Raw genomic sequence first — 18,806 nt, 5'->3', positions numbered from 1 at the left:
GAAGCTATGCGTCCGCGGTGTGTGGCCTCAGACGGCCACCTCGACCAGCCGCTTGCCCTCGAAGGTCATGACCTCGAAACGCTCGATGTCCTCGGGCGCGAAGGCCGCGCCGCCGTGCACGTACAGCGGCTGCTTGGCCTGCTCGGTCTTGGCGTTCGGGATGCCGTAGCCCCACTTGGGGACGGACCAGGAGGTGATCGTCTCGCGCTCGCCGTTCTTTCCTACGGCGATCAGGGAGCACTTCTCCGGGCCGGTGACGTTCTTCAGCTCCAGCACGGCGTGGGTGCCCCAGGCCTTCGGCTCCATGGCGACGGTCGCGGAGACCTTGGTGGAGGCGTCCCGGCCGGAGACCCGGTCGGTCATGACGTCGAAGGCGGCCTTGGCTGGGCTGGTGGCGTGTGCATCGGTGGACGTATCGCCGTCGTCGCCGCCGGTGGTGGTGGCGATCGCGGCGACCGGACCGCCGACGATCAGGGCGGCCGCTGCGGCCACCATGTAGAAGCTGCGGCGGCGGGTCATCGCGCGGCGCTCGGCGACCTCGTCGACCAGCTTCTGCACCAGCCTCGGGCTCGGCTTCGCCGACAGCGACTCGCCGATGGCGGGCGTGCCGGAGCCCGGCAGGTCCGCGAGCGCGGCCAGCATCGGCTCCATCCCGGCGAGCTCGTCGAGCTGCTGGGCGCACCACTCGCAGGTCGCGAGGTGCATCTCGAAAGCGGTTGCTTCGGCGTCGTCGAGGATCCCGAGGGCGTAGGCGCCGACGGTCTCGTGCTCGTTCGCGCCCGAAGAGCCCTGCGATCCCTGCATGGGGCCAGACATACCCGGGCCCCCTGCTCCGTATCCCCCGTATGTGTTCATCACGCCGTCACCCCCCGCTCCTCCAGCGCCAGCTTCATCGACCGCAGGGCGTAGAACACCCGTGAGCGGACGGTGCCACTGGGTATGCCCAGCGTCTCGGCTGCCTCATTGACGGTACGTCCCTTGAAGTACGTCTCGACGAGCACCTCCCGGTGGGCGGGGGTCAGGTCGTCGAGCGCGTCCGACAGCGTCATCAACCACAGCGCCTTGTCGATCTCGTCCTCCGCGGGGATGACCTCCAGCGGCGACGGATCGACCTCCTGCGGCCGGGCCTGCCGGCTGCGGTGGCCGTCGATGACGATGCGGCGCGCGACCGTCACCAGCCAGGGGCGTACCGATCCGGTCGCTCGATTGAGCTGACCGGCGTTCTTCCAGGCACGGATGAGCGTCTCCTGCACGACGTCCTCGGCGCGCTGCCGGTCACCGGCGACCAGTCGGAGGACGTACGCGAGCAGGGGTCCGGCGTGCTCTCTGTACAGAGCACGCATCAGCTCCTCGTCAGGTTCCACCGAGGGCTGGGACATGCGATGTCGGGCCCTCGATCCACGTTCATTGGCCACGGCCGCATCCTTGCGCACGCCCACCTCCGATGTCCGGGGGTTCCCCCAGTCGGTCGCTCCACCACCCGTACGCACCGGGCGGGTTGAGTGTTCAAAGTGGGGTGACAGTTTTCTCCGGGGTGACATGACGGAGGGGACACCGGGGCACATTCCCCCCTCAATGTCTTTACATTTCCGCCACGGAGGCAAGATCGAGCCGCAAGGTCCGAACCAAGCGAAGGTAAACGATGTGTAATCGAAATCACTTCGACAGCCGCGCCCCAGAAGGGGCATAACGGACCGTCAGGCGCGGGCGAGCGCGGCCCGCCGTCGATGCCGGGCGACCCGCTCCCGGTTCCCGCACACCTCGCTGCTGCACCAGCGCCTGCGGCGGCCGCGCGAGGTGTCGAGGTAGACGATCGGGCAGTTGTCGCCCTCGCACTGCCTGAGCGCGGCCATCGCCGACGGGTCGGTCAACAGCTCCACGGCGTCCCGGGCGACGGCGGCGAGCAGCGCGTCCCGCTCCGGCGGCCCCTCCAACTCCCGTACGAGCGTGCCGTCCTGGGCACGCATCGCGCGCGGGGCGGGGGGCGCGGTGCGGGCGGCGTCGTTCACCCGGGCGAGCGCGGGGCCGTACGACGACCGGGACCTGACCTCGGAGGACAGCGCGCCGCGGACCAACTGGTCGATGCGGCCGCGCAGTTCCCGGAAGTCGACGAGCCAGGACGCGTCGGCGTGCCCGAGCGGGGTCCCCGCCGGGACGAGCCCGGACCCGGTGATCCACGCGCACAGCACCTCGACGGAGTCGAGCCGTTCCACCGGGTGGGTCGTGGCGAGGAGATCCAGACAGATCCGTCCGGCGTCGAAGCGCAGCTCGTACGAGAACGTGGCCGTACCCAGTGCCATGTGCCTGTCACCGCCTAGGGGTCACCCCGGGTCCGGCCCCGGACGAACCGTTCCCTCTAACAGTGCCTTCCCGCTTCCGCGCCCGGAACCCCTCGTGGACGCGTGCGTATGCCGGCGCGCGTCAGGGCCATGTTCCGTGGGGCGGGCGGCCGATTGACTGATCGCATGACGACAACAGCATCTCGGACAGCCACCTCGACCGCGGCCACGATCACCACGGGTCTGCTCGCCGGAACCTTCTACGTCTTCGCCTGCGCGGTGATGCCGGGCCTGGGACGGAGTTCGGACGAGGTGTACGTGGAGGTCATGCGGAACATCAACGAGGTGATCCAGAACCCGGTGTTCCTGCTGAGCTTCCTGGGGGCGCCGGTGCTGACGGCAGTGGCGGCGTGGCAGCTGCGGGGCGCGCCGGGGCGCCGGTGGATGTGGGCGGCACTGGCGGCGAACGTGCTGGCGTTCCTGGTGACGGTACTGATCAACATCCCGCTCAACGACGCCTTGATGGAGGCAGGGGATCCGGCGGTGCTGCGGGAGGAGTTCGAGGGCGCCTGGGTGGGCTGGAACGTGGTGCGGGGAGTGCTGTCGACGGTGGGGTTGGGGTGCCTGGCGTGGGGGTCGGTACGTCAGCCCGCGGGCGGTCGCGCCGCCTAGGAGACCACTGAGAACCTTGAAAACCCGCCCGACTTGCACCGGATTGCCCCGATCGATTTTTGCGGGCGAACCTGGGTGATCGGGGCGGCCCAAGCAAGATCTTCAGGACACTTCTAGCCGCATCCACCCACCCCCATCGGTACCTACACGTCCGCGTACTTGGAATCCGCCGCCGGATCCAACGCCAGCCGGTACCCCCGCTTCACCACCGTCTGGATCAACTTCGGCGTACCGAGAGCCGACCGCAGACGGGCCATCGCCGTCTCCACCGCATGCTCGTCGCGCCCGGCACCCGGCAGCGCGCGCAGCAGCTCCGCCCGCGCGACCACCCACCCGGGCCGCCGGGACAGCGCCCGCAGCAGGGACATCCCGGCCGGCGGAACCGGCCGTAGCGCCCCGTCCACCAGTACCGCATGTCCCCGAATCTCCACTCGATGCCCGGCCACGGGCAACGACCGCGCCCGAGCGGGCAGTTCCTGGCACAGCAGCTGGACCAGCGGCCCGAGCCGGAAGCGTTCCGGCTGGACGGTGTCCACCCCCACGGCCTGCAACGGCAGCGCGGTCACCGGGCCGACGCAGGCCGGGAGCACGTCGTGGTGCAGAGCCGCCAGAACCTCCGGCAGCAGGCCCCGCTCCTCCGCCCGGGACAGCAGCGACGCGGCAGCGGGCGCACTCGTGAAGGTCAGCGCGTCCAGCCCGCGCGCAACCGTCGCGTCCAGCAACCGGTCCACCGGACTGATGTCCTCCGGCGGCATCCACCGGTACACCGGTACCCCCACGACCTCCGCGCCCGCGGCCCGGAGCGACTCGACGAACCCGGGCAGCGGCTCCCCGTGCAGCTGTACGGCGATACGCCGCCCGTCGACGCCCTCCTCCAGCAGCCGGTCCAGTACCTCCGCCATGGATTCGGACGACGGCGACCAGTCCTCCGTAAGACCGGCGGCCCGTATGGACCCCTTCACCTTCGGACCGCGCGCGAGCAGCTCCACACCGCGCAGCCGGTCCAGCAGGTCCTCGCCAAGGCCCCAGCCGTCGGCCGCCTCGATCCACCCGCGGAAGCCGATCGCGGTCGTGGCGACGACGACATCCGGCGCCTGGTCCACGATCTGCTTGGTCGCGGCGAGCAGTTCACCGTCGTCGGACAGCGGCACGATGCGCAGGGCGGGGGCATGCAGGACGGCGGCGCCGCGCCGCTGGAGCAGCGCCCCCAGCTCGTCGGCGCGGCGCGCGGCGGTCACACCGACGGTGAACCCCGCCAGAGGGCCGTGTTGCCCGTGATCGGGCTTGTGCTGTTCGTCGTACATAACTCTCGTCCCGCTCGCGAGTCGTCACATATCGGGTTCCACCCGCATGCCGATCGAGCCTGTCAACGGTGCGTGACAGGCTCGGTTCGGCTTGATGTCGACGGTGTTACGTCACACCCGTCTCACACCTCGGCGTAGCTGAGCTGCGGCTTCGCCTCCGAAGTGGCCGTCGAGGCGTCCGGCTGCGCGGCCGGGCGGCGAAGGTATACGGCCCAGGTGACCAGGAAGCACACACCGTAGAAGGCGAGGAAGGCGACAAAGGCGCCGGTGCCGGAGCCCACGGAGAGGAAGGACTGGCGGAAGGCGAGGTTGATGCCGAGTCCGCCCAGCGCACCCACCGCGCCGATCAGGCCCATGGAGGCGCCGGACAGGCGGCGGCCGTAGGCGGCTGCCTCCTCACCGGTGAGGCCCTTGGCGAGGGCCTTGGTGTGGAAGATGCCGGGGATCATCTTGAACGTCGAGCCGTTGCCGAGGCCCGTCAGGACGAACAGGATGATGAACGCGGTGGTGAACAGGGGCAGCGACTCCCGCATCGAGGCCACGATGATGACCGAGGTCGCGGCAGCCATGGCGACGTAGTTCCACAGCGTGATCTTCGCGCCGCCGTACTTGTCGGCGAGCGCGCCGCCGACGGGCCGGATCAGCGAGCCGAGCAGCGGGCCGATGAAGGTGACGTACGCGGCTTGCAGCGGCGTACGGCCGAACTGGGTCTGCAGGACCAGGCCGAAGGCGAAGCTGTAGCCGATGAAGGAGCCGAAGGTGCCGATGTAGAGGAAGGACATGATCCAGGTGTGTCCCTCCTTCACCGCGTCCTTGGCGGCGCCGGTGTCGTTCTTCACGGACGAGATGTTGTCCATGTAGACGGCGGCGAGGACGGCGGCGACCACGATCAGCGGGATGTAGATGCCGAGCAGCACGCGCGGGCCGCCGCTGGCGCCGATGACCGCGAGGCCGACGAGCTGCACGACCGGCACACCGATGTTGCCGCCGCCCGCGTTGAGGCCGAGCGCCCAGCCCTTCTTCCGCAGCGGGAAGAAGGCGTTGATGTTGGTCATGCTGGAGGCGAAGTTTCCGCCACCGACGCCGGCGAGCATCGCGCACAGCAGGAACGTGGTGAAGGACGTCCCCGGTTCCATCACGGTGAACGCGGCGATCGTCGGCAGGAGCAGCATTGTGGCCGAGATGATCGTCCAGTTCCGCCCGCCGAAGATCGCGACGGCGAAGGTGTACGGCACCCGGACGACGGCGCCGACGAGGGTGGCCATCGAGACGATGGTGAACTTGTCCGCCGGGGTGAGGCCGTACTCCGGGCCCATGAAGAGGACCATGACCGACCACAGCGTCCAGATGGAGAACCCGATGTGCTCGGACAGGACGGAGAAGAAGAGGTTCCGGCGGGCGATCTTCTCACCCTTCTCGTTCCAGAAGGTCTCGTCCTCCGGATCCCAGTGATCGATCCAGCGGCCTCCCCTGCTCGCGGCGGGGGCTGTGCTTGGGGCTGTCATGACGCCTCCACGGGGCTCCGGGCTCAGGTCGTACTCCAGGAAGTGGCTGATCCCGAAGGTAGGGAGGGCGCGTTTCCTGCCTGTGGCACTGGGTGACCGGAAAGGAACTTTGCTCTCACCTCGTGAGGAGGTGGGATGAGAGGTTCCCGTGACGCGGGCGGGCGGATCAGTGGGCCGGGGGCTGCCAGTGGGGGTTCTGCTGGGGGTGGGGCGGCTGCTGCTGGGGGTACGGCGGCTGCGGGTACGCCTGCTGTTGCGGGTACGGCTGGGCGTACGGGCCGGGGGCGGCCGGAGCGGCGCCGTAAGGACCACCCTGCGGGCCACCGCCGTACGGCACACCGCCCTGCGGGACACCGCCGTACGGCCCGCTCGCGAACGGGTTCGCCTGCCCCGGCACCTGGACGCCCGCCGGCAGATACCGCAGCCGTCCGGTCGCGTCGTTCACCGGCTGGAAACCGGCGGCCTGGAGGCGGGCGGCGAACTTGGCGTTGCGCTTGCGGTTGACGGCGAAGCCGATGCCGAGGCCGCCGAGCAGCAGGACCCACAGCACGCCCGCGATGACCCAGGTGACGCTGCCCTGGCTGGACCTCATGGCGACGGCCAGACAGCCGAGGCTGCCGCCGAGCGCGCCGAGGACCATCCGCTTCTCGGCGCTCTTGCCGGTCAGGTCGAAGTTGATCCGGGCCTTGAGCAGCTCGAAGGCGTCGGGGACGAGGGGCGGTACGGAGAGCCCATCACCGGCGTTCGGATACTGCGCCCAGTTCTGCGCGGCGCGGGCGCGGGCCTGGGGGCTGTGGTCGGGCACCAGCAGCATCACGAGCGAGCTGTTGTGGCTGCCGCCTTGCCGGACATCCGCGTACTCGTACCCGAACTGCTGGGCGATGAAGGCGAGCCGGGCGAGCTTCTTCACGGAGGCCATGGCGCTGGTGAGCTCTACGGGCTCCCCACTCGCCATCAACCGCAGCATCTTCCGCACCTGCCGCTTGCTCATCAACACCCTCTCCCCACCGGGCCACCCCGCTCACTTGCGCAACGCGGCCAGTGTTCCATGGGGGTCCGACAACGGGAGCCCCGATCGTGGGGTTCACAGGATCTTGGTGTGGGGGACTCGTGGAGGAACACGTACTGGCCCGCTCGGTCGTCGTACCTCTCGGCGGCCTGCTGGAGATCGGGGCGGTGACGGCGACCGGCACCTGGTCCCTGGCCGAGGTGTCGCTCGGCACCTTCCTGGCCGAACGGAGGGACGAGGTCCATCAGGTCCTGGCGGGCATCCAGGGCCTGTGCGCCTTCGGCCCGGTGTTCCTGGGGGTCGCGGACGAACTGGGCTACCTCCGCGACCACGAGGTCACCGCTCCCTCCCTCCTCCTGTGGTCCGGCGGGGTGGAAGGCGTGCGGCCCGATCCGGAGAGCCCGGGGGCGGTTCGCCGGATGTGCCGCGCGGGGGCGGACCTGCAACTGACGGAGATCCTGGACGCGCTGGTCGCGGCAGCTCTGGTTGCGGGGACTGATGCGGGACCGGGTGCGCGGCTGCTCACCGGGATCCTCACCCTGACCACCGCCCTGACGGACGGCACGGGCCGCTGCACCCCGGCCATCGCCTTCCGTACCTGGCGAGCCAGGTGCCTGCCGCCCGTCCTGCGCCCCGACTCGGGCGCGCCGGAGTCGGGAAGGGCCGGGTTCCGGGCGTATGAGCGGGCGCTGGATGAGCTGCTGGATCCGTGACGGCGGCCCTTCCCTTGCGGACGGTCACCGTTATCCTCTAGCGGACCCCATAGGAACGGGAGAGTCCATGTCCGCCGATTCGAGGGCCGAGCGGCCGAAGGCACAGCGGTCCCTTGCCGGAAATGTCCTCTTCGCCGTGGCGGCGATCGTCGTGTCCGCGACGACGGTGCTCGGGGCCTTCGCGGCCGTGGCACTGCTGCTGTCGCCGTTGTCCGCCTTGGTTCCGGAGGGCGGGGAACATGCTGTGGGGGTCGGCTGCATCGGCCTCGGCGGGATCACCGGGCTGGTGCTGCCGCTGATCCTGTTCGGCATGGTGCGGGCCGGTGAGGACACGCCGCGGGTGGGTCCCGGGGTCGCCGCGCGCAAGATCCTCGCCCTGCTGGTGTTCGCCGTATGGATCCTGCTGGTGGCCGTCGCCGTCGCCCAGCTCGGCTACGTCCTCCCCCGCGACCTCACCACGACCGTCGCCGTCTTCGGCGTCGGCTTCAGCTGGATGCCGCTCGTGATGGTGCCCTGGGAGAAGCTCGGCCTGGGTGGCGTGATGCCAAAGCCCACGTCACGCAAGGCGAACTGAGTCCGCCAGCTGATCGGCCACCTTCGTCAGTTCCTCGCCGAGGCCGAGCGACGTCCACAGCAGACGGCACTCCAGGGCGGTGGCGTGCCGGGTGGGCAGGATGTAGTGGGCGACGCCCTCCACGATCACGCCGCGGTCGGCTTCCGGTGCCGTGGGCTCCTGGCGGTGGATCCGGAGCGCCGGGCCCAGCGGGAGTTCGACCTCCGAGACGCCCCGGACCCCGCCGAAGTACGGCCCTTCCGCCCGCTCCGCCTCCGCGCGGAAGGCCGCGAGGCTCAGCGACTCCGGCGGGACCCGCAGTTCGCGGACCGTGCAGCTCGCGACGATCGCGTCGTCCCGCGGGGCCAGCACCGCCGCGCACAGCGCTCCCTGGCGTACGGCGGCGCCCCAGTACCAGAGCAGGTCCTCGGCGAAGGCCGTACGCAACCGTTCGTCGGTTTCGTCACCGAGGTGCTGCTCGGCAAGAGCGAGCGCCCAGGTCTCGGGGTCGTCGCCCCGCAGGTCCAGCACCAGCCAGTTGTGCGCGGCCGGCAGGTCGACCCGGCACTCCCGCCAGTCCGTCGGGGAGGTCATGTCGGGGCTCACACTCCCGCCAGTGACGCGTCGGAGCCGGTGACATCGATCTCGGGATCGCCGCCGAACAGTCCGATGAAGCTCTTGGTGTCGGAGCCGGCGCCCGTGCCGGTGCCGGCGAGGCCCAGGGAGTTGTAGGCGATGGCCTGCTTGAAGGCGTCCGGCGTACCGATGAAGCTCAGGTCGGCGGGGTCGATGTTCTTGATGCGGGTGAGTTCGTCGACCATGCCCGGGCCCGCGTACATGCTGGCGAGGCCGCGCGGACCGGCGGCTTGGTAGGCGTCGCGGGCCGCGGAGAAGTTGTCGCCGACCCTGAACAGGTCCCGCCAGTTGCTGCGGATGGTGCCGAGGTCGTCGACGAAGGAGGTGGGCAGGCCCCGGAAGGCCGCCGCGAGGGATACGTCGGGCAGCGGGGCCCCGGGCCGCGCGCCGGCGCGTGCGCCGACCATCGACTCGACGAGTGCGCGGCGGGCGGCCGAGGTCATGTTGGGGTTCCAGCCACGGACGTACTGGGTGGCCGCCGTCCAGACCCGGCTGCGGCCGACGGTGGCGGCCATCTTGGCGCCCGCGGAGAAGACGCGGCCGATGCCGAAGGTGGCGAGGCCGAGGACGTCCATCGCGACATCGCCCCAGGAGCCGTCGCCGTTGATGGCGAGCAGCACATTGCTGATGAGCGAGATCGCCGTCGCGATGAGGGCGATGGTGCCGAGCACACCGGCGAGGGCCTGGCCGATGATGGGGATCCAGCCGACGAGCAGGGCGAGCAGTCCGGCGACTGCCGCGATCGCCCCCGCGATATCGCTGACGAGCTTCAGCGTGTCCCGCAGATCGTCCAGCCACGAGTCGTTGAGGCCGTCGCCCTCGGTCGTGTCCTGGATCTTCTTGGCGGCCTTGTCGCCCGCCTCCTTGTGACGGGTCTTCAGCCCGGCGAGCTGTCCGCGCAGCCCGTCGAGGTCGTCCTGGAGATCGGTGGCCTTCTTGTCGAGCTTGTCCTGCGCGGCGTCGTCGGTGCCCTTCGGCGGGTTCGCGGCGCTGGACTTGGCCGTGGACAGGTCGCCGGCCTTGGTCTCCGCCTGGGTGAGGAGCTTGTCGGCCTCGCCCTGCACGCTCTCCAGCTCGGTGCAGTACTCCTTCAGCGCAGACCCGGCGTCGGCGTACCGGTCGTGGGCCTTGCTGACGGTCTTCGCGGTCTCGTTCGCCTTCTCGGCGAAGGCGCGGCCGGCCTCGGAGTCCCAGCTCTCCAGGTTCCCGATGCGGCGCAGCGCGGCGGCGGTGTCGGTGATGGTCTTCGCCGTCGCCGCGAACCGTCGCGACAGCGCCTTCATGTCGTGGAGGTCACCGGGGACCGGGTCACCGCTCTCCCCCAGCACCTCCCACCGGTAGTCAGCAGGACGGGTCACTTCTTCTTCCCCTTGCCCACGAGGGCGTCGTAGAGCGCGGTGTCGAGCTCGGTGTACGCCTTGCCCGCCTCGTGGGCGAGCGTGCCGAGGCCCTTGATCTCCTCGATCATCTTCTTGCGGTTGTCGTCCCAGCCGTCGGAGAACTCCTGCAACCGCTCGTGCAGCGTCTGGTGGCCGACGGTACGGCGGTCGTAGGCGTCCATGAGCTTGTCGAGCCCTTCGAGCTCGGTCGCCACGGTCCGCAGTCCGGTACCGGCGGTGCGCAGGTCGTCCGTAGAGACCTTGAGCTTCTTACTCACTCCGCTATGCCCTCCGGTTGATGCCAACGCAGCGTTCCGGCCACGGCGTCGAACAGCCCCACCATGGCGTCGGCGATCGGCTCAAGTGGCGTACTGAAGGTCAACAACAACACCTCGTCCCGGTCCGGAACCGGCACGAAGTACTCCACGACCGTGTCCTCGAACTCGGTTCCCCACTTCCGCGACTGCTTGGGCCGCTCACGCCGGAGAAGACGGGCGGCGGGCCCGGCGGCGGGGAGCTTCACGGGCTCGACCTCCCCGGACCCGGCGAGCGCCACAACGGCATCGAGGCTGTCGAACTTCTCGAAGATCCGGCAGACGAGCAGCGAGGCGGACAAGGGAATGCCGCCGGCCTCAAGGAAGGAGAGGTACAGGACGACCCCGCCCTGCTCGACCCCCGCGTCGGCGGCGCCGAGCAACTGCTCCTCCGCCTTGCGCCGCAGCACGGGCTGGTCGTCGACCCCGGCGAACTGCCGCTTGATGAGCGCCGCGACGGACGCCTCCCGCCGCTCCTGCGGTTGCAGCGGAATCCGATACCAGTCCTCGGGCGTGACCAACCCGAAGACGGGCGCACGCGTGTCGGTCATGGACGCTCCTGGTGGCGCAAAAGGATCGGCGGAGGGCGTGGTTACGGTAGCGGGTGCGCCGCCCCGCAGGAAGCGGCCCGCACCCGCACCAGACTGTCAGCCCCTGGCCGAGCGCCGCCGGGCTCCCCCACGACGCACACCATTCGGCCACAACCTCGGCCTCCGCTGCGCCGCGATGTCCTCGATCCACCCCACGGCCATGATCGTCAGCCCGATCAGCGGCCACACCAGGAAGAACATCCACATCAGATAGGTCGCGTCCAGGGTCGCCGCCGCCCGCTCCCCCTGCATGAAGGGGAGTTCGTAGACGCGGTCGAGGATCGGGACCGTCGCCATGATGAGCATGTTGTGCCAGAGGTAGATCGTGACCGCTCGGTTGTTGGAGAGCGTGACCAGCTTGTCCCACTTCGCCAGGCGGCCGGGGAGTTCCTGCCAGGAGGGGGAGTAGATCAGCAGGATCACCACGAAACCGAAGGACCAGGTGGCCTGGGCGAGCGGGATGTCGTTCAGGTTCCAGCCGTCCGCGCCCGGATGGCCCGACGCCCACCACAGGCCGAAGGCCATCAGCAGCGAGGACCCGGACACGGCCCCATAGCGCGGGATCTTCTTCAGCATGCCCTCGTGGTGGGCGAAGCCCAGCACCCAGCAGCCGCCGTAGACCGCGAAGTCGGTGACCGCGTTGCCGGTTTCGCCGGGGATCGTCACCACTCCCGTGCCCACGACCGCCGTCAGCGCCAGGGGTGCCAGCAGCGTCGGCCAGGGGGCCCGGCGGAACGCCCACAGCAGCAGGGGGGAGGCGACCACGAACCACAGGTATGCCCGCAGGTACCACAGCGGGCCCGCCGCCTGGACCGCCCAGGTGTCCTCCAGCAGGCCCGTCTTGGAGCCGATGAGCCAGGGGAAGGGCGGAGCGCCGATCGGGACGATGTAGTTGATCAGCTCCAGCAGCGCCCAGGCCGGGCTGTCCTCCGTGTTCTTCGTCGGGTTCCAGCCGCCCGCGAACATCAGCGTCAGCAACACCGCGCTGAACGCCCACAGCGGGGGCAGCAGTCGGCGGACGCGTCCCTTGACCACACCCCATGCCGGGCGGTTCAGCGACCGCGCCATCAGCGAGCCCGCCAGCGCGAACATCACGCCCATGGAGGGGAACAGCACGGTCAGCCAGGCCCAGCCGAAGAGGTGGTAGATCACGACGCGGACCAGCGCGATCGAGCGGAGGAGGTCGAGGTAGCGGTCTCGGCCCGGCTTCCTCGGGGCGGGTGCGGGATCCGGCGCGGGCGCGGCGGGGGCCCCCGGCTCCGGTATGCCGTACGGCCCGAACTGCTCGTACGACTGCTGCGGTACTCCCTGAGTCATCCCACCGGCCTCCGTTCACGCGGTGCCGGGCCGCCCGGCGCCTCGACCACGCCCGTGCGGCGCAGCTTCTGCCAGCGCAGGCGGCCGCCCGTGAGCGCCGTGATCCAGGACTGGAGGAGAACGACGTACATGAGCTGGCGGTAGAGGATCTGTTGCAGGGGCAGCGAGATGAGGTGGGTCTTGCGTTCCCCGTCGAGGCGGAAGGCGTACGCCGCACAGACCGCCTGGATCGCCAGGACGCCCAGCCACGCCACGATCGTCTTCTGGGTCGGGCCGAAGACCAGGCCGTAGAGGAGGAAGACGTCGATCAAGGGCGCGAGCAGCGGGGCCAGCACCATGAACAGGGAGACCAGGGGCAGGCCCACGCGGCCGAAGCGGCCCGAGGGACCGCTCTCCACCAGCGCCCTGCGGTGCTTCCAGATCGCCTGCATGGTGCCGTAGGACCAGCGGTAGCGCTGGGACCAGAGCTGCTGGACCGTCTCCGGTGCCTCGGTCCAGGCGCGGGCCTTCTCGGCGTAGACGACCCGCCAGCCGTCGCGGTGCATCGCCATGGTGATGTCGGTGTCCTCGGCGAGCGTGTCGTCGCTCATGCCGCCGACCCGTTCCAGGGCGGTCCGCCGGAAAGCCCCTACCGCGCCCGGGATCGTCGGCATGCAGCGCAGCATGTCGTACATACGGCGGTCGAGGTTGAAGCCCATCACATACTCGATGTGCTGCCAGGCGCCGATGAGGGAGTCCCGGTTGCCGACCTTGGCGTTGCCCGCGACGGCTCCGACGCGCGGGTCGCCGAAGGGCTGCACCAGTTCACGGACCGTGGCCGGTTCGAAGACGGTGTCGCCGTCCATCATCACGACGATGTCGTAACGGGCGTTGGCCAGACCCCGGTTGAGCGCGGCGGGCTTGCCCGCGTTGAGCTGGCGGATCACCCGTACCTTCGGCAGGCCCATCGCCTCCACGATCCGCGCGGTGCCGTCGGACGAGCCGTCGTCGATGACGAGGACCTCGATGGGGTGCTCGCTCGCCATCAGGGAACGCACCGTGTTCTCGATGCACTTGGCCTCGTTGTACGCGGGCACCAGCACCGACACCGGCTCGGTCACCGGCGGTCCCCAGCTGAAGCCGCGCCGGCGCACCCTTCGGGCGTGTGCGCCGGACAGGGCGACCATCAGCATGAACCGGCCGATGACCAGGGACCCGATGATCGCGAGCCCGACCACCAGCACGGCGGTGATGTTGTCGGCGGCCCGGACCAGGAAGATCCACGCCTTGCCCTTCCACAGCTCGACGCCGGTGACCTGAGTGTGCGCGCTGGGCGCGCCGAGGGCCTCGGTGAGGTTGTTGAACTCGTAGCCCCGCTCCTGCATCTGCGGCAGGTAGCGGTCCAGCGCCTCGACGGTCTGGGCGCGGTCGCCGCCGGAGTCGTGCATCAGCACGATCGCGCCCTTGCCGTCCTTGGGCGTGGACTGCCGGATGATCTCCTCGACGCCGGGCTTGTGCCAGTCCTCGCTGTCGGTGTTGTTGACGACCGTGATGTAGCCGCGCGAGCCGATGTACGCGGTCACCGGCCAGGACTTGTTGTCCAAGGCGCGGGCGAAGGAGGAGTACGGCGGCCGGAACAGCGAGGTGCGGATGCCGGCCGCGCCGGAGAGCGCGAGCTGGTTCTGCGACAGCTCCCAGTCGATGCGCTTCTTGGTCTGGTAGGAGAGGTCGGGGTGGTTGAAGGTGTGCAGGCCGACCTCGTGGCCCTCCTCCACCATCCGCCGGACCAGGTCCGGGTAGCGCGAGGCCATGGTGCCGGTGACGAAGAAGACCGCGTGCGCGTCGTACTTCTTCAGTACGTCCAGGACCCTGGGCGTCCACTCGGGGTCGGGTCCGTCGTCGAAGGTGAGGACGAGCCGGCGGTCCGGCATGTCCAGGCTCTCGGTACGGCCGCTGCGGGCGTCGATGACCGGCCCGCCCTTGCGGATCTGCTCCGGGACCTTGTCGGAGGCGCCGGTGGGGCGGATCCGGTGGTCGGCCAGGATCTCGCTGTGCACGTACCCCCGCAGCATCAGCATCGCCATCAGCGCGGCGAGGACGAGCAGGGGCAGGAGCAGGCGCATGGGCAGGCGGCGGCGCCGGGGACCGTCGGGGGCCTGGGGCGCGGCGCCCCGACGGCTGGTGCGGGAAGCCATCAGAGGGTGTACTCCGGGGACGGGGCGTGCGGGCTTGCGGCGGCGCCCGGCCTCTCGGCCGGGCCGGTGACCGGTGAGAGGGCGACCGTGTCGGTTCCGGTGCCCGCGGTGTCGCCGGGCTCCTCGGTCGGGGTCGGGTCCGGTGTGGGCTCGCCGGTGTCCGTCTCGGTGGGCTCGGGGTCGGGCGTGGTCGCCGTGTCGGTGGGGTCCGGGTCAGGCGTCGTGTCGGTGCCCGGCCGTGTGGTCGGCTTGGTCGCCGTCGGCTCGGGGTCGCTGCTCGTGCCCGGATCCTCGGCGGTACCGGAGCCGTCCGGCGCGGTGGCGCTTGCACCCGGGGAGGGCGTCACACCGTCGCTCGCGGAGGGGGAGGCGCCCGGGACGACGTCGTCGGTGTCGGCGGGCGGCGCCGACTCCGCGGGCAGCGGCGAGGTGTCCACCTGGCCGGCGGGGGTGTCCTTCTTCGGGTCCTGGACCGGCAGCCAGGGGGCGTTGGAGTTCCCGGACAGCAGGGTGGCGACGATGACGACGGCGTAGACCGCGCAGGCGATGCCGACGACGATGCCCAGCCGCCGGAAGCGCTGGCTGCGACGGCCGGACTCGTCGACGAAGACGGGGCCCTCGGAGCCCTTGGCACCACCGCCGCCGGGGCCGCCCTTGACCGCATGCAGCGAACCGTCGAACTGGAGGCCTATGCCGTCCAGCTGGATGGTGACCTCGTGCGGATCGTGGGTGTGGCCGGAATCGACCGGTTCGTCCCACGGATCGCGCACAGGCGGCGGAGTCTCGCGGGGTCCGCCCCCGGGTGGGAACGGCTCCCGGGGCGCGGCCGCCACGGCAGGAGTACGAGCACCCGCACGCGGAGTGAACACCTCGCCCCCCGTGCGCGACTTACGCGGCGCCTCTTTCGCGCCGGCGCCGCCCGCCCCCGGAATCACCGCCGTCCGGTCGAACCGGTCGAACGCCGAGAGCAGCTCGGTCAGATCGGCCCGGCCCTCCGCGGCGGAGCCGTCGGGCGCTGTGGTCTTCGGCAGCACCCTCGTCTCGTCGGCCTCCGTCGACACCACTTTGCCGGCAGCGGTCTCCGGAAACGCCTGGACACCACCCTCGGCAGTCGGGGTCGACTTGGTTCCGGATGCCGCCTCCGGCCACTCCGGTTGGGCGTCTTCCCGCCAATTCTTCACGCGCGCACATCCCCCCACGGGACAGTTCCGGGCGCGCGTACGACACTGAGCACCCGTCGATCGAACCCAGGCCCCCACCCGGTCCGAGCGCCCCCTTTATCACACTGTGCTCAGGCGATGAATGTAGCGCACGAGTGAGTTCTGTGTTGGCCGCGTGTCATTTGTGGAGCCGCATCGTGACTTTGGCACTGGCCGGAATCCATCCGTCGGCGGGTATCCGGAGCCAGCCTTCCTCCGCCGCCAGCTCGGCCGCGGCCCGCCGCAGGGCGTCGAATCCAGGGTGCACCAGCCCCTTGCGCCACACCAGCGACACCGGTGACAGCGGTACGGGATCGATCAGGGGCCGCAGCACCGATGCGGGCATGGCCGGAAAGCCCACCACGGCGAGAACCGGTGTCCGCGTTCTCGTCATGACCCGCTGGAACTCCTCGTCACCGACGGCGACCGGCGCGGGCGCGGCGACCTCGATGCCCCGCCCGTCGAACAGTTCGTGCGCGAGGCCGGTCCACTCCGGGGTCCGGGGGTTCCCGGCTCCCGCGTAGACAGCCGAGCCCGCGAGCGCGCTGAGCGGCACCGCGTCGAAACAAGCCAGCGGATGGTCCTCGGGCAGGATCACCGCCATCGGCTCGTAGCGCACCGGCTGGTGGTCGAGGCCCGCCCGCGGCGCCGGGTCCAGGCCGGCGAACCGTCCGAAGGAGGCGTCCAGACGCCCCGCGAGCAGTTCGGCCGCGGCTCCGGTCAGGCCGCTCTCGTAGCGGGCCATCAGCTCATGATCAGGGGCGAGTTCGCGGGCCCGCCCCAGCACCCGCCGCCCGGTGTCGAGCCCCGGCGAGTTCAGGTCGACCAGCAGGGGTCTGGCCTGCCCGAACGCCCCCACCAACGCCTCCTGCGCCGCCAGCACCCGGCGCGCGTACGGCACCAGCCGCTCCCCGTCCGCCGTCAGCGTCACCTGCCGGGTGGTCCGCACGAACAGCTCGGCGCCCAGCTCCCGCTCCAACCGCCGTACATCCCGGCTGAGCGCCTGCTGGGCGACGTAGAGCCGGGCCGCGGCGCGGGTGAAGTGCAGTTCCTCGGCGACGGCGAGGAAGGCACGCAGGAGGCGGGGATCAGGCATGACGGGAACTTACAACGCAGGTGCGTGAATCGGTACGGAGAAGGTGTTGGACCCCTTGATCCACTCCGGGCGACGGTTGCTCCATGCCGCAGCCGACCACCGCATCCCCGACCTCCGCCTACCGCCGCCTGTTCTCCATACCCGGCACCCGCGCCTTCACCGCCGGAAACCTCATGGCCCGCCTCCCCATGGGCATGTTCAGTGTGAGCGCGGTCCTGATGATCGCCGGGACCCGGGACTCGTACGCCCTCGCCGGGGCCGTAGTGGCGACCGGGCTCGCGGCGACCGCGCTCGTCGCTCCCTGGACCGCGCGGCTGATCGACCGCCACGGACAGGCCCGTATCGCCCTGCCCGCCACCCTCCTCGCGGTCCTCGGCAGCCTCGCGCTGGTGCTGTGCACTCGCAACGGCGCCCCCGACTGGACCCTCTTCGCCGCGTACGCCGCCACCGCGACCACCCCCAACACCGGCGGCATGTCCCGGGCCCGCTGGGCGCACCTGCTGAAGGGCGACCCGGACGCGATGCACACCGCGAACTCCTTCGAGCAGGCGGCGGACGAGCTGTGCTTCATGCTCGGCCCGGTCCTCGCGGCCTTCCTTTGCGGGGCGCTCTTCCCGGAGGCGGGCACCCTCACCGGCGCGGTGCTCCTCGTCGCGGGCATGGCGCTCTTCACCGCCCAGCGCTCCACCGAACCCCCGGTCCAGCTCACCCAGGAAGAGGGCGACGAGGGGCTGCGGCGGGTCGCGGACACGGCCCTCGTCGACGCGCTGATCGTGATGGACGTCCAGCTGCACGACCCACGGCTGCCGCATCGACCTGGACTTCAAGACGGCCGGTGAGGCCTGCGTGGAGCATCTGGCGCGGCTCGGGCACCGGGTGGTGGCGCTGGTCGGGTCGCCGCCGGAGGTGTACGTACGCCGGACCGCGTTCGCCCAGCGGGTCGTCGAGGGGTTCACCGCCGCCGCCGACCGCTGCGGCCTCGCCTCCTCGGTGCACCCCTGCGAGACCGCGCCCGGCGCCGCCCGCGCGGTGGCCGAACGGCTCCTGCGCGAACAGCCCGCGCTGACCGGAGTGGTCGTCCACAACGAACCCCTGCTGGACCCTCTCGTCGACGCCTTCGAACAACTCGGCCTCCGGGTCCCCACCGATCTGTCGGTCACGGCCATCTGCCCCGACGAGACCGCCGCCACCGTCCGTGTCCCGGTCACCAACGTCGCCCTGCCGACCGCCGAGGTGGGCGAGCGGTCGGTGGAACTGCTGATGCGCAAGCTGGCCGGCACCGCCGTACCGGAGGCGACCCTGCTGCCGCCCCGGATGACGTCACGCTCCAGCACCGCGCCCCGCCAAGTGCCCGACCACGCTGATCAGCGGTGCTGACGGCCGGACGGGCCGATTCCTGCCATAACGCGAGGGCCCCCGGCGGGAGTTGGCAGATGTGTGAGCAAAAACCAGCCCGCCGAGGGCGCTCAGGAAGTTGTGCCCCCGTGTCCAAGTCTTCCAGTTGAGCCCCTACGTGAACTCCGTCTGCAGGTGTTGTGGCGTCATCCAGGTAATGCTGAGGCTCGAGCGGTTACATCGAGGGTCGTGCCATGACTCGGATCCTTACATGGAATCGAGCCTCCACCTCACCTGGGGCGGTTCACCCGACCTGCCCTGCTCACGATGCATACTGCTCTTGGCCGCCGACACTCGGGCGCCCGGGGCAACTGCCGTCCTGGCATGCGGTTTTCGGCACCCGGGTGGACAATGAAAGCCGGGGTTCCCGCCCCGGCCGCCGACGGCCACCGGAGCCGCCGGAGTGTCCGGAACCCGGAGGGCCCGGCCGGCCGATGGTGCGGCACGGGCCGGTGGCGTGCGGCCCCCGGCCCGGATGCGGGGCCGGCCACGGTCCGGACCCGGCGGGACGCGGAACGGGGCCGTCATTCTCCGGGCCGCCCCCGACAGCCGCCGCACCGGTGTGTCCGCCCGGGCCACTGCCTGCCGTCCCGGCCGGACCGAGAGCAGAACAGCAGACCGGCAGACCGGAACCGGCGGGCCGAGGACCACCGGCCGGACCGAGAGCAGAA

At 70.7% G+C, this 18,806-nt stretch carries 17 protein-coding genes and 1 pseudogene; 4 read left to right on the top strand and 14 right to left on the bottom strand.

The genetic code is table 11. The features are described 5' to 3' along the window. Window positions 1-27: 27 nt before the first annotated feature. From RMT89_RS22700 to RMT89_RS22690, 3 genes are all read right to left on the bottom strand, one after another. Window positions 28-804, bottom strand: coding sequence for a zf-HC2 domain-containing protein (locus RMT89_RS22700; RefSeq protein ID WP_315885602.1), 777 nt, complete (start codon window positions 802-804; stop codon window positions 28-30). A gap of 50 nt (window positions 805-854) precedes the next feature. Beyond that, window positions 855-1,439: a sigma-70 family RNA polymerase sigma factor gene (locus RMT89_RS22695; RefSeq protein ID WP_078598885.1), complete on the bottom strand. Its 585-nt coding sequence runs from the start codon at window positions 1,437-1,439 to the stop codon at window positions 855-857. A gap of 258 nt (window positions 1,440-1,697) precedes the next feature. Further along, window positions 1,698-2,300, bottom strand: a complete 603-nt coding sequence (locus RMT89_RS22690; RefSeq protein ID WP_315885601.1) for a CGNR zinc finger domain-containing protein — start codon at window positions 2,298-2,300, stop codon at window positions 1,698-1,700. 165 nt (window positions 2,301-2,465) lie between these two features. Between RMT89_RS22690 and RMT89_RS22685 the strand changes: the two genes are divergently transcribed. Next, window positions 2,466-2,951, top strand: a complete 486-nt coding sequence (locus RMT89_RS22685; protein WP_315885600.1) for an anthrone oxygenase family protein — start codon at window positions 2,466-2,468, stop codon at window positions 2,949-2,951. A gap of 143 nt (window positions 2,952-3,094) precedes the next feature. On the opposite strand, the gene RMT89_RS22680 is transcribed toward RMT89_RS22685, so the two are convergent. From RMT89_RS22680 to RMT89_RS22670, 3 genes are all read right to left on the bottom strand, one after another. Next, window positions 3,095-4,255: a uroporphyrinogen-III synthase gene (locus tag RMT89_RS22680; RefSeq protein WP_315885599.1), complete on the bottom strand. Its 1,161-nt coding sequence runs from the start codon at window positions 4,253-4,255 to the stop codon at window positions 3,095-3,097. A 122-nt stretch (window positions 4,256-4,377) separates the two neighbouring features. Continuing rightward, complete coding sequence (locus RMT89_RS22675; protein ID WP_315885598.1) at window positions 4,378-5,760, bottom strand: nitrate/nitrite transporter; 1,383 nt, start codon at window positions 5,758-5,760, stop codon at window positions 4,378-4,380. 166 nt (window positions 5,761-5,926) lie between these two features. After that, window positions 5,927-6,751 (bottom strand): hypothetical protein, encoded by an 825-nt coding sequence (locus RMT89_RS22670; RefSeq protein ID WP_315885597.1) that lies wholly within the window; start codon window positions 6,749-6,751, stop codon window positions 5,927-5,929. Window positions 6,752-6,870: 119 nt separating this feature from the next. Here RMT89_RS22670 and RMT89_RS22665 point away from each other — a divergent pair, with 119 nt between their 5' ends. Then, a complete protein-coding gene (locus tag RMT89_RS22665) occupies window positions 6,871-7,482 on the top strand; it encodes a hypothetical protein (RefSeq protein WP_315885596.1) in 612 nt (203 codons plus the stop codon). 67 nt (window positions 7,483-7,549) lie between these two features. Then, window positions 7,550-8,056 carry a hypothetical protein gene (locus RMT89_RS22660; protein WP_315885595.1) on the top strand — a complete coding sequence of 169 codons (507 nt, stop codon included), beginning with the start codon at window positions 7,550-7,552 and terminating at the stop codon, window positions 8,054-8,056. Here RMT89_RS22660 and RMT89_RS22655 read toward each other — a convergent pair. The 8 genes from RMT89_RS22655 to RMT89_RS22620 all read right to left on the bottom strand — a co-directional run bounded on the left by RMT89_RS22655 (window position 8,039) and on the right by RMT89_RS22620 (window position 16,740). Further along, complete coding sequence (locus tag RMT89_RS22655) at window positions 8,039-8,629, bottom strand: hypothetical protein (RefSeq protein ID WP_315885594.1); 591 nt, start codon at window positions 8,627-8,629, stop codon at window positions 8,039-8,041. The genes RMT89_RS22660 and RMT89_RS22655 overlap by 18 nt on opposite strands. Window positions 8,630-8,637: 8 nt before the next feature. Then, window positions 8,638-10,029 (bottom strand): hypothetical protein, encoded by a 1,392-nt coding sequence (locus RMT89_RS22650; protein WP_315885593.1) that lies wholly within the window; start codon window positions 10,027-10,029, stop codon window positions 8,638-8,640. Next, on the bottom strand, window positions 10,026-10,328 hold the full coding sequence (locus RMT89_RS22645; protein WP_315885592.1) for a DUF6317 family protein: 303 nt from the start codon (window positions 10,326-10,328) through the stop codon (window positions 10,026-10,028). The genes RMT89_RS22650 and RMT89_RS22645 overlap by 4 nt, the downstream gene beginning before the upstream one ends. Continuing rightward, window positions 10,325-10,915, bottom strand: coding sequence for a hypothetical protein (locus RMT89_RS22640; protein WP_315885591.1), 591 nt, complete (start codon window positions 10,913-10,915; stop codon window positions 10,325-10,327). The genes RMT89_RS22645 and RMT89_RS22640 overlap by 4 nt, the downstream gene beginning before the upstream one ends. A gap of 96 nt (window positions 10,916-11,011) precedes the next feature. Beyond that, window positions 11,012-12,271, bottom strand: coding sequence for an acyltransferase (locus RMT89_RS22635; protein WP_315885590.1), 1,260 nt, complete (start codon window positions 12,269-12,271; stop codon window positions 11,012-11,014). Further along, complete coding sequence (locus RMT89_RS22630) at window positions 12,268-14,445, bottom strand: glycosyltransferase (protein ID WP_315885589.1); 2,178 nt, start codon at window positions 14,443-14,445, stop codon at window positions 12,268-12,270. Before RMT89_RS22630 ends, RMT89_RS22635 begins: the two co-directional genes overlap by 4 nt. Then, window positions 14,445-15,626, bottom strand: a complete 1,182-nt coding sequence (locus RMT89_RS22625) for a hypothetical protein (protein ID WP_315885588.1) — start codon at window positions 15,624-15,626, stop codon at window positions 14,445-14,447. Before RMT89_RS22625 ends, RMT89_RS22630 begins: the two co-directional genes overlap by 1 nt. Window positions 15,627-15,783: 157 nt before the next feature. After that, window positions 15,784-16,740, bottom strand: a complete 957-nt coding sequence (locus RMT89_RS22620) for a LysR family transcriptional regulator (RefSeq protein ID WP_315885587.1) — start codon at window positions 16,738-16,740, stop codon at window positions 15,784-15,786. Window positions 16,741-16,823: 83 nt separating this feature from the next. On the opposite strand from RMT89_RS22620, the pseudogene RMT89_RS22615 reads away from it, so the two are divergent. Further along, window positions 16,824-18,117, top strand: a pseudogene (locus tag RMT89_RS22615) (MFS transporter). Window positions 18,118-18,806 lie beyond the last annotated feature (689 nt).

It is taken from the genome of Streptomyces sp. P17, from assembly GCF_032436805.1.
In the GTDB taxonomy this organism is placed as follows: domain Bacteria; phylum Actinomycetota; class Actinomycetes; order Streptomycetales; family Streptomycetaceae; genus Streptomyces.
This window is presented reverse-complemented; position numbering and strand designations above follow the sequence as displayed.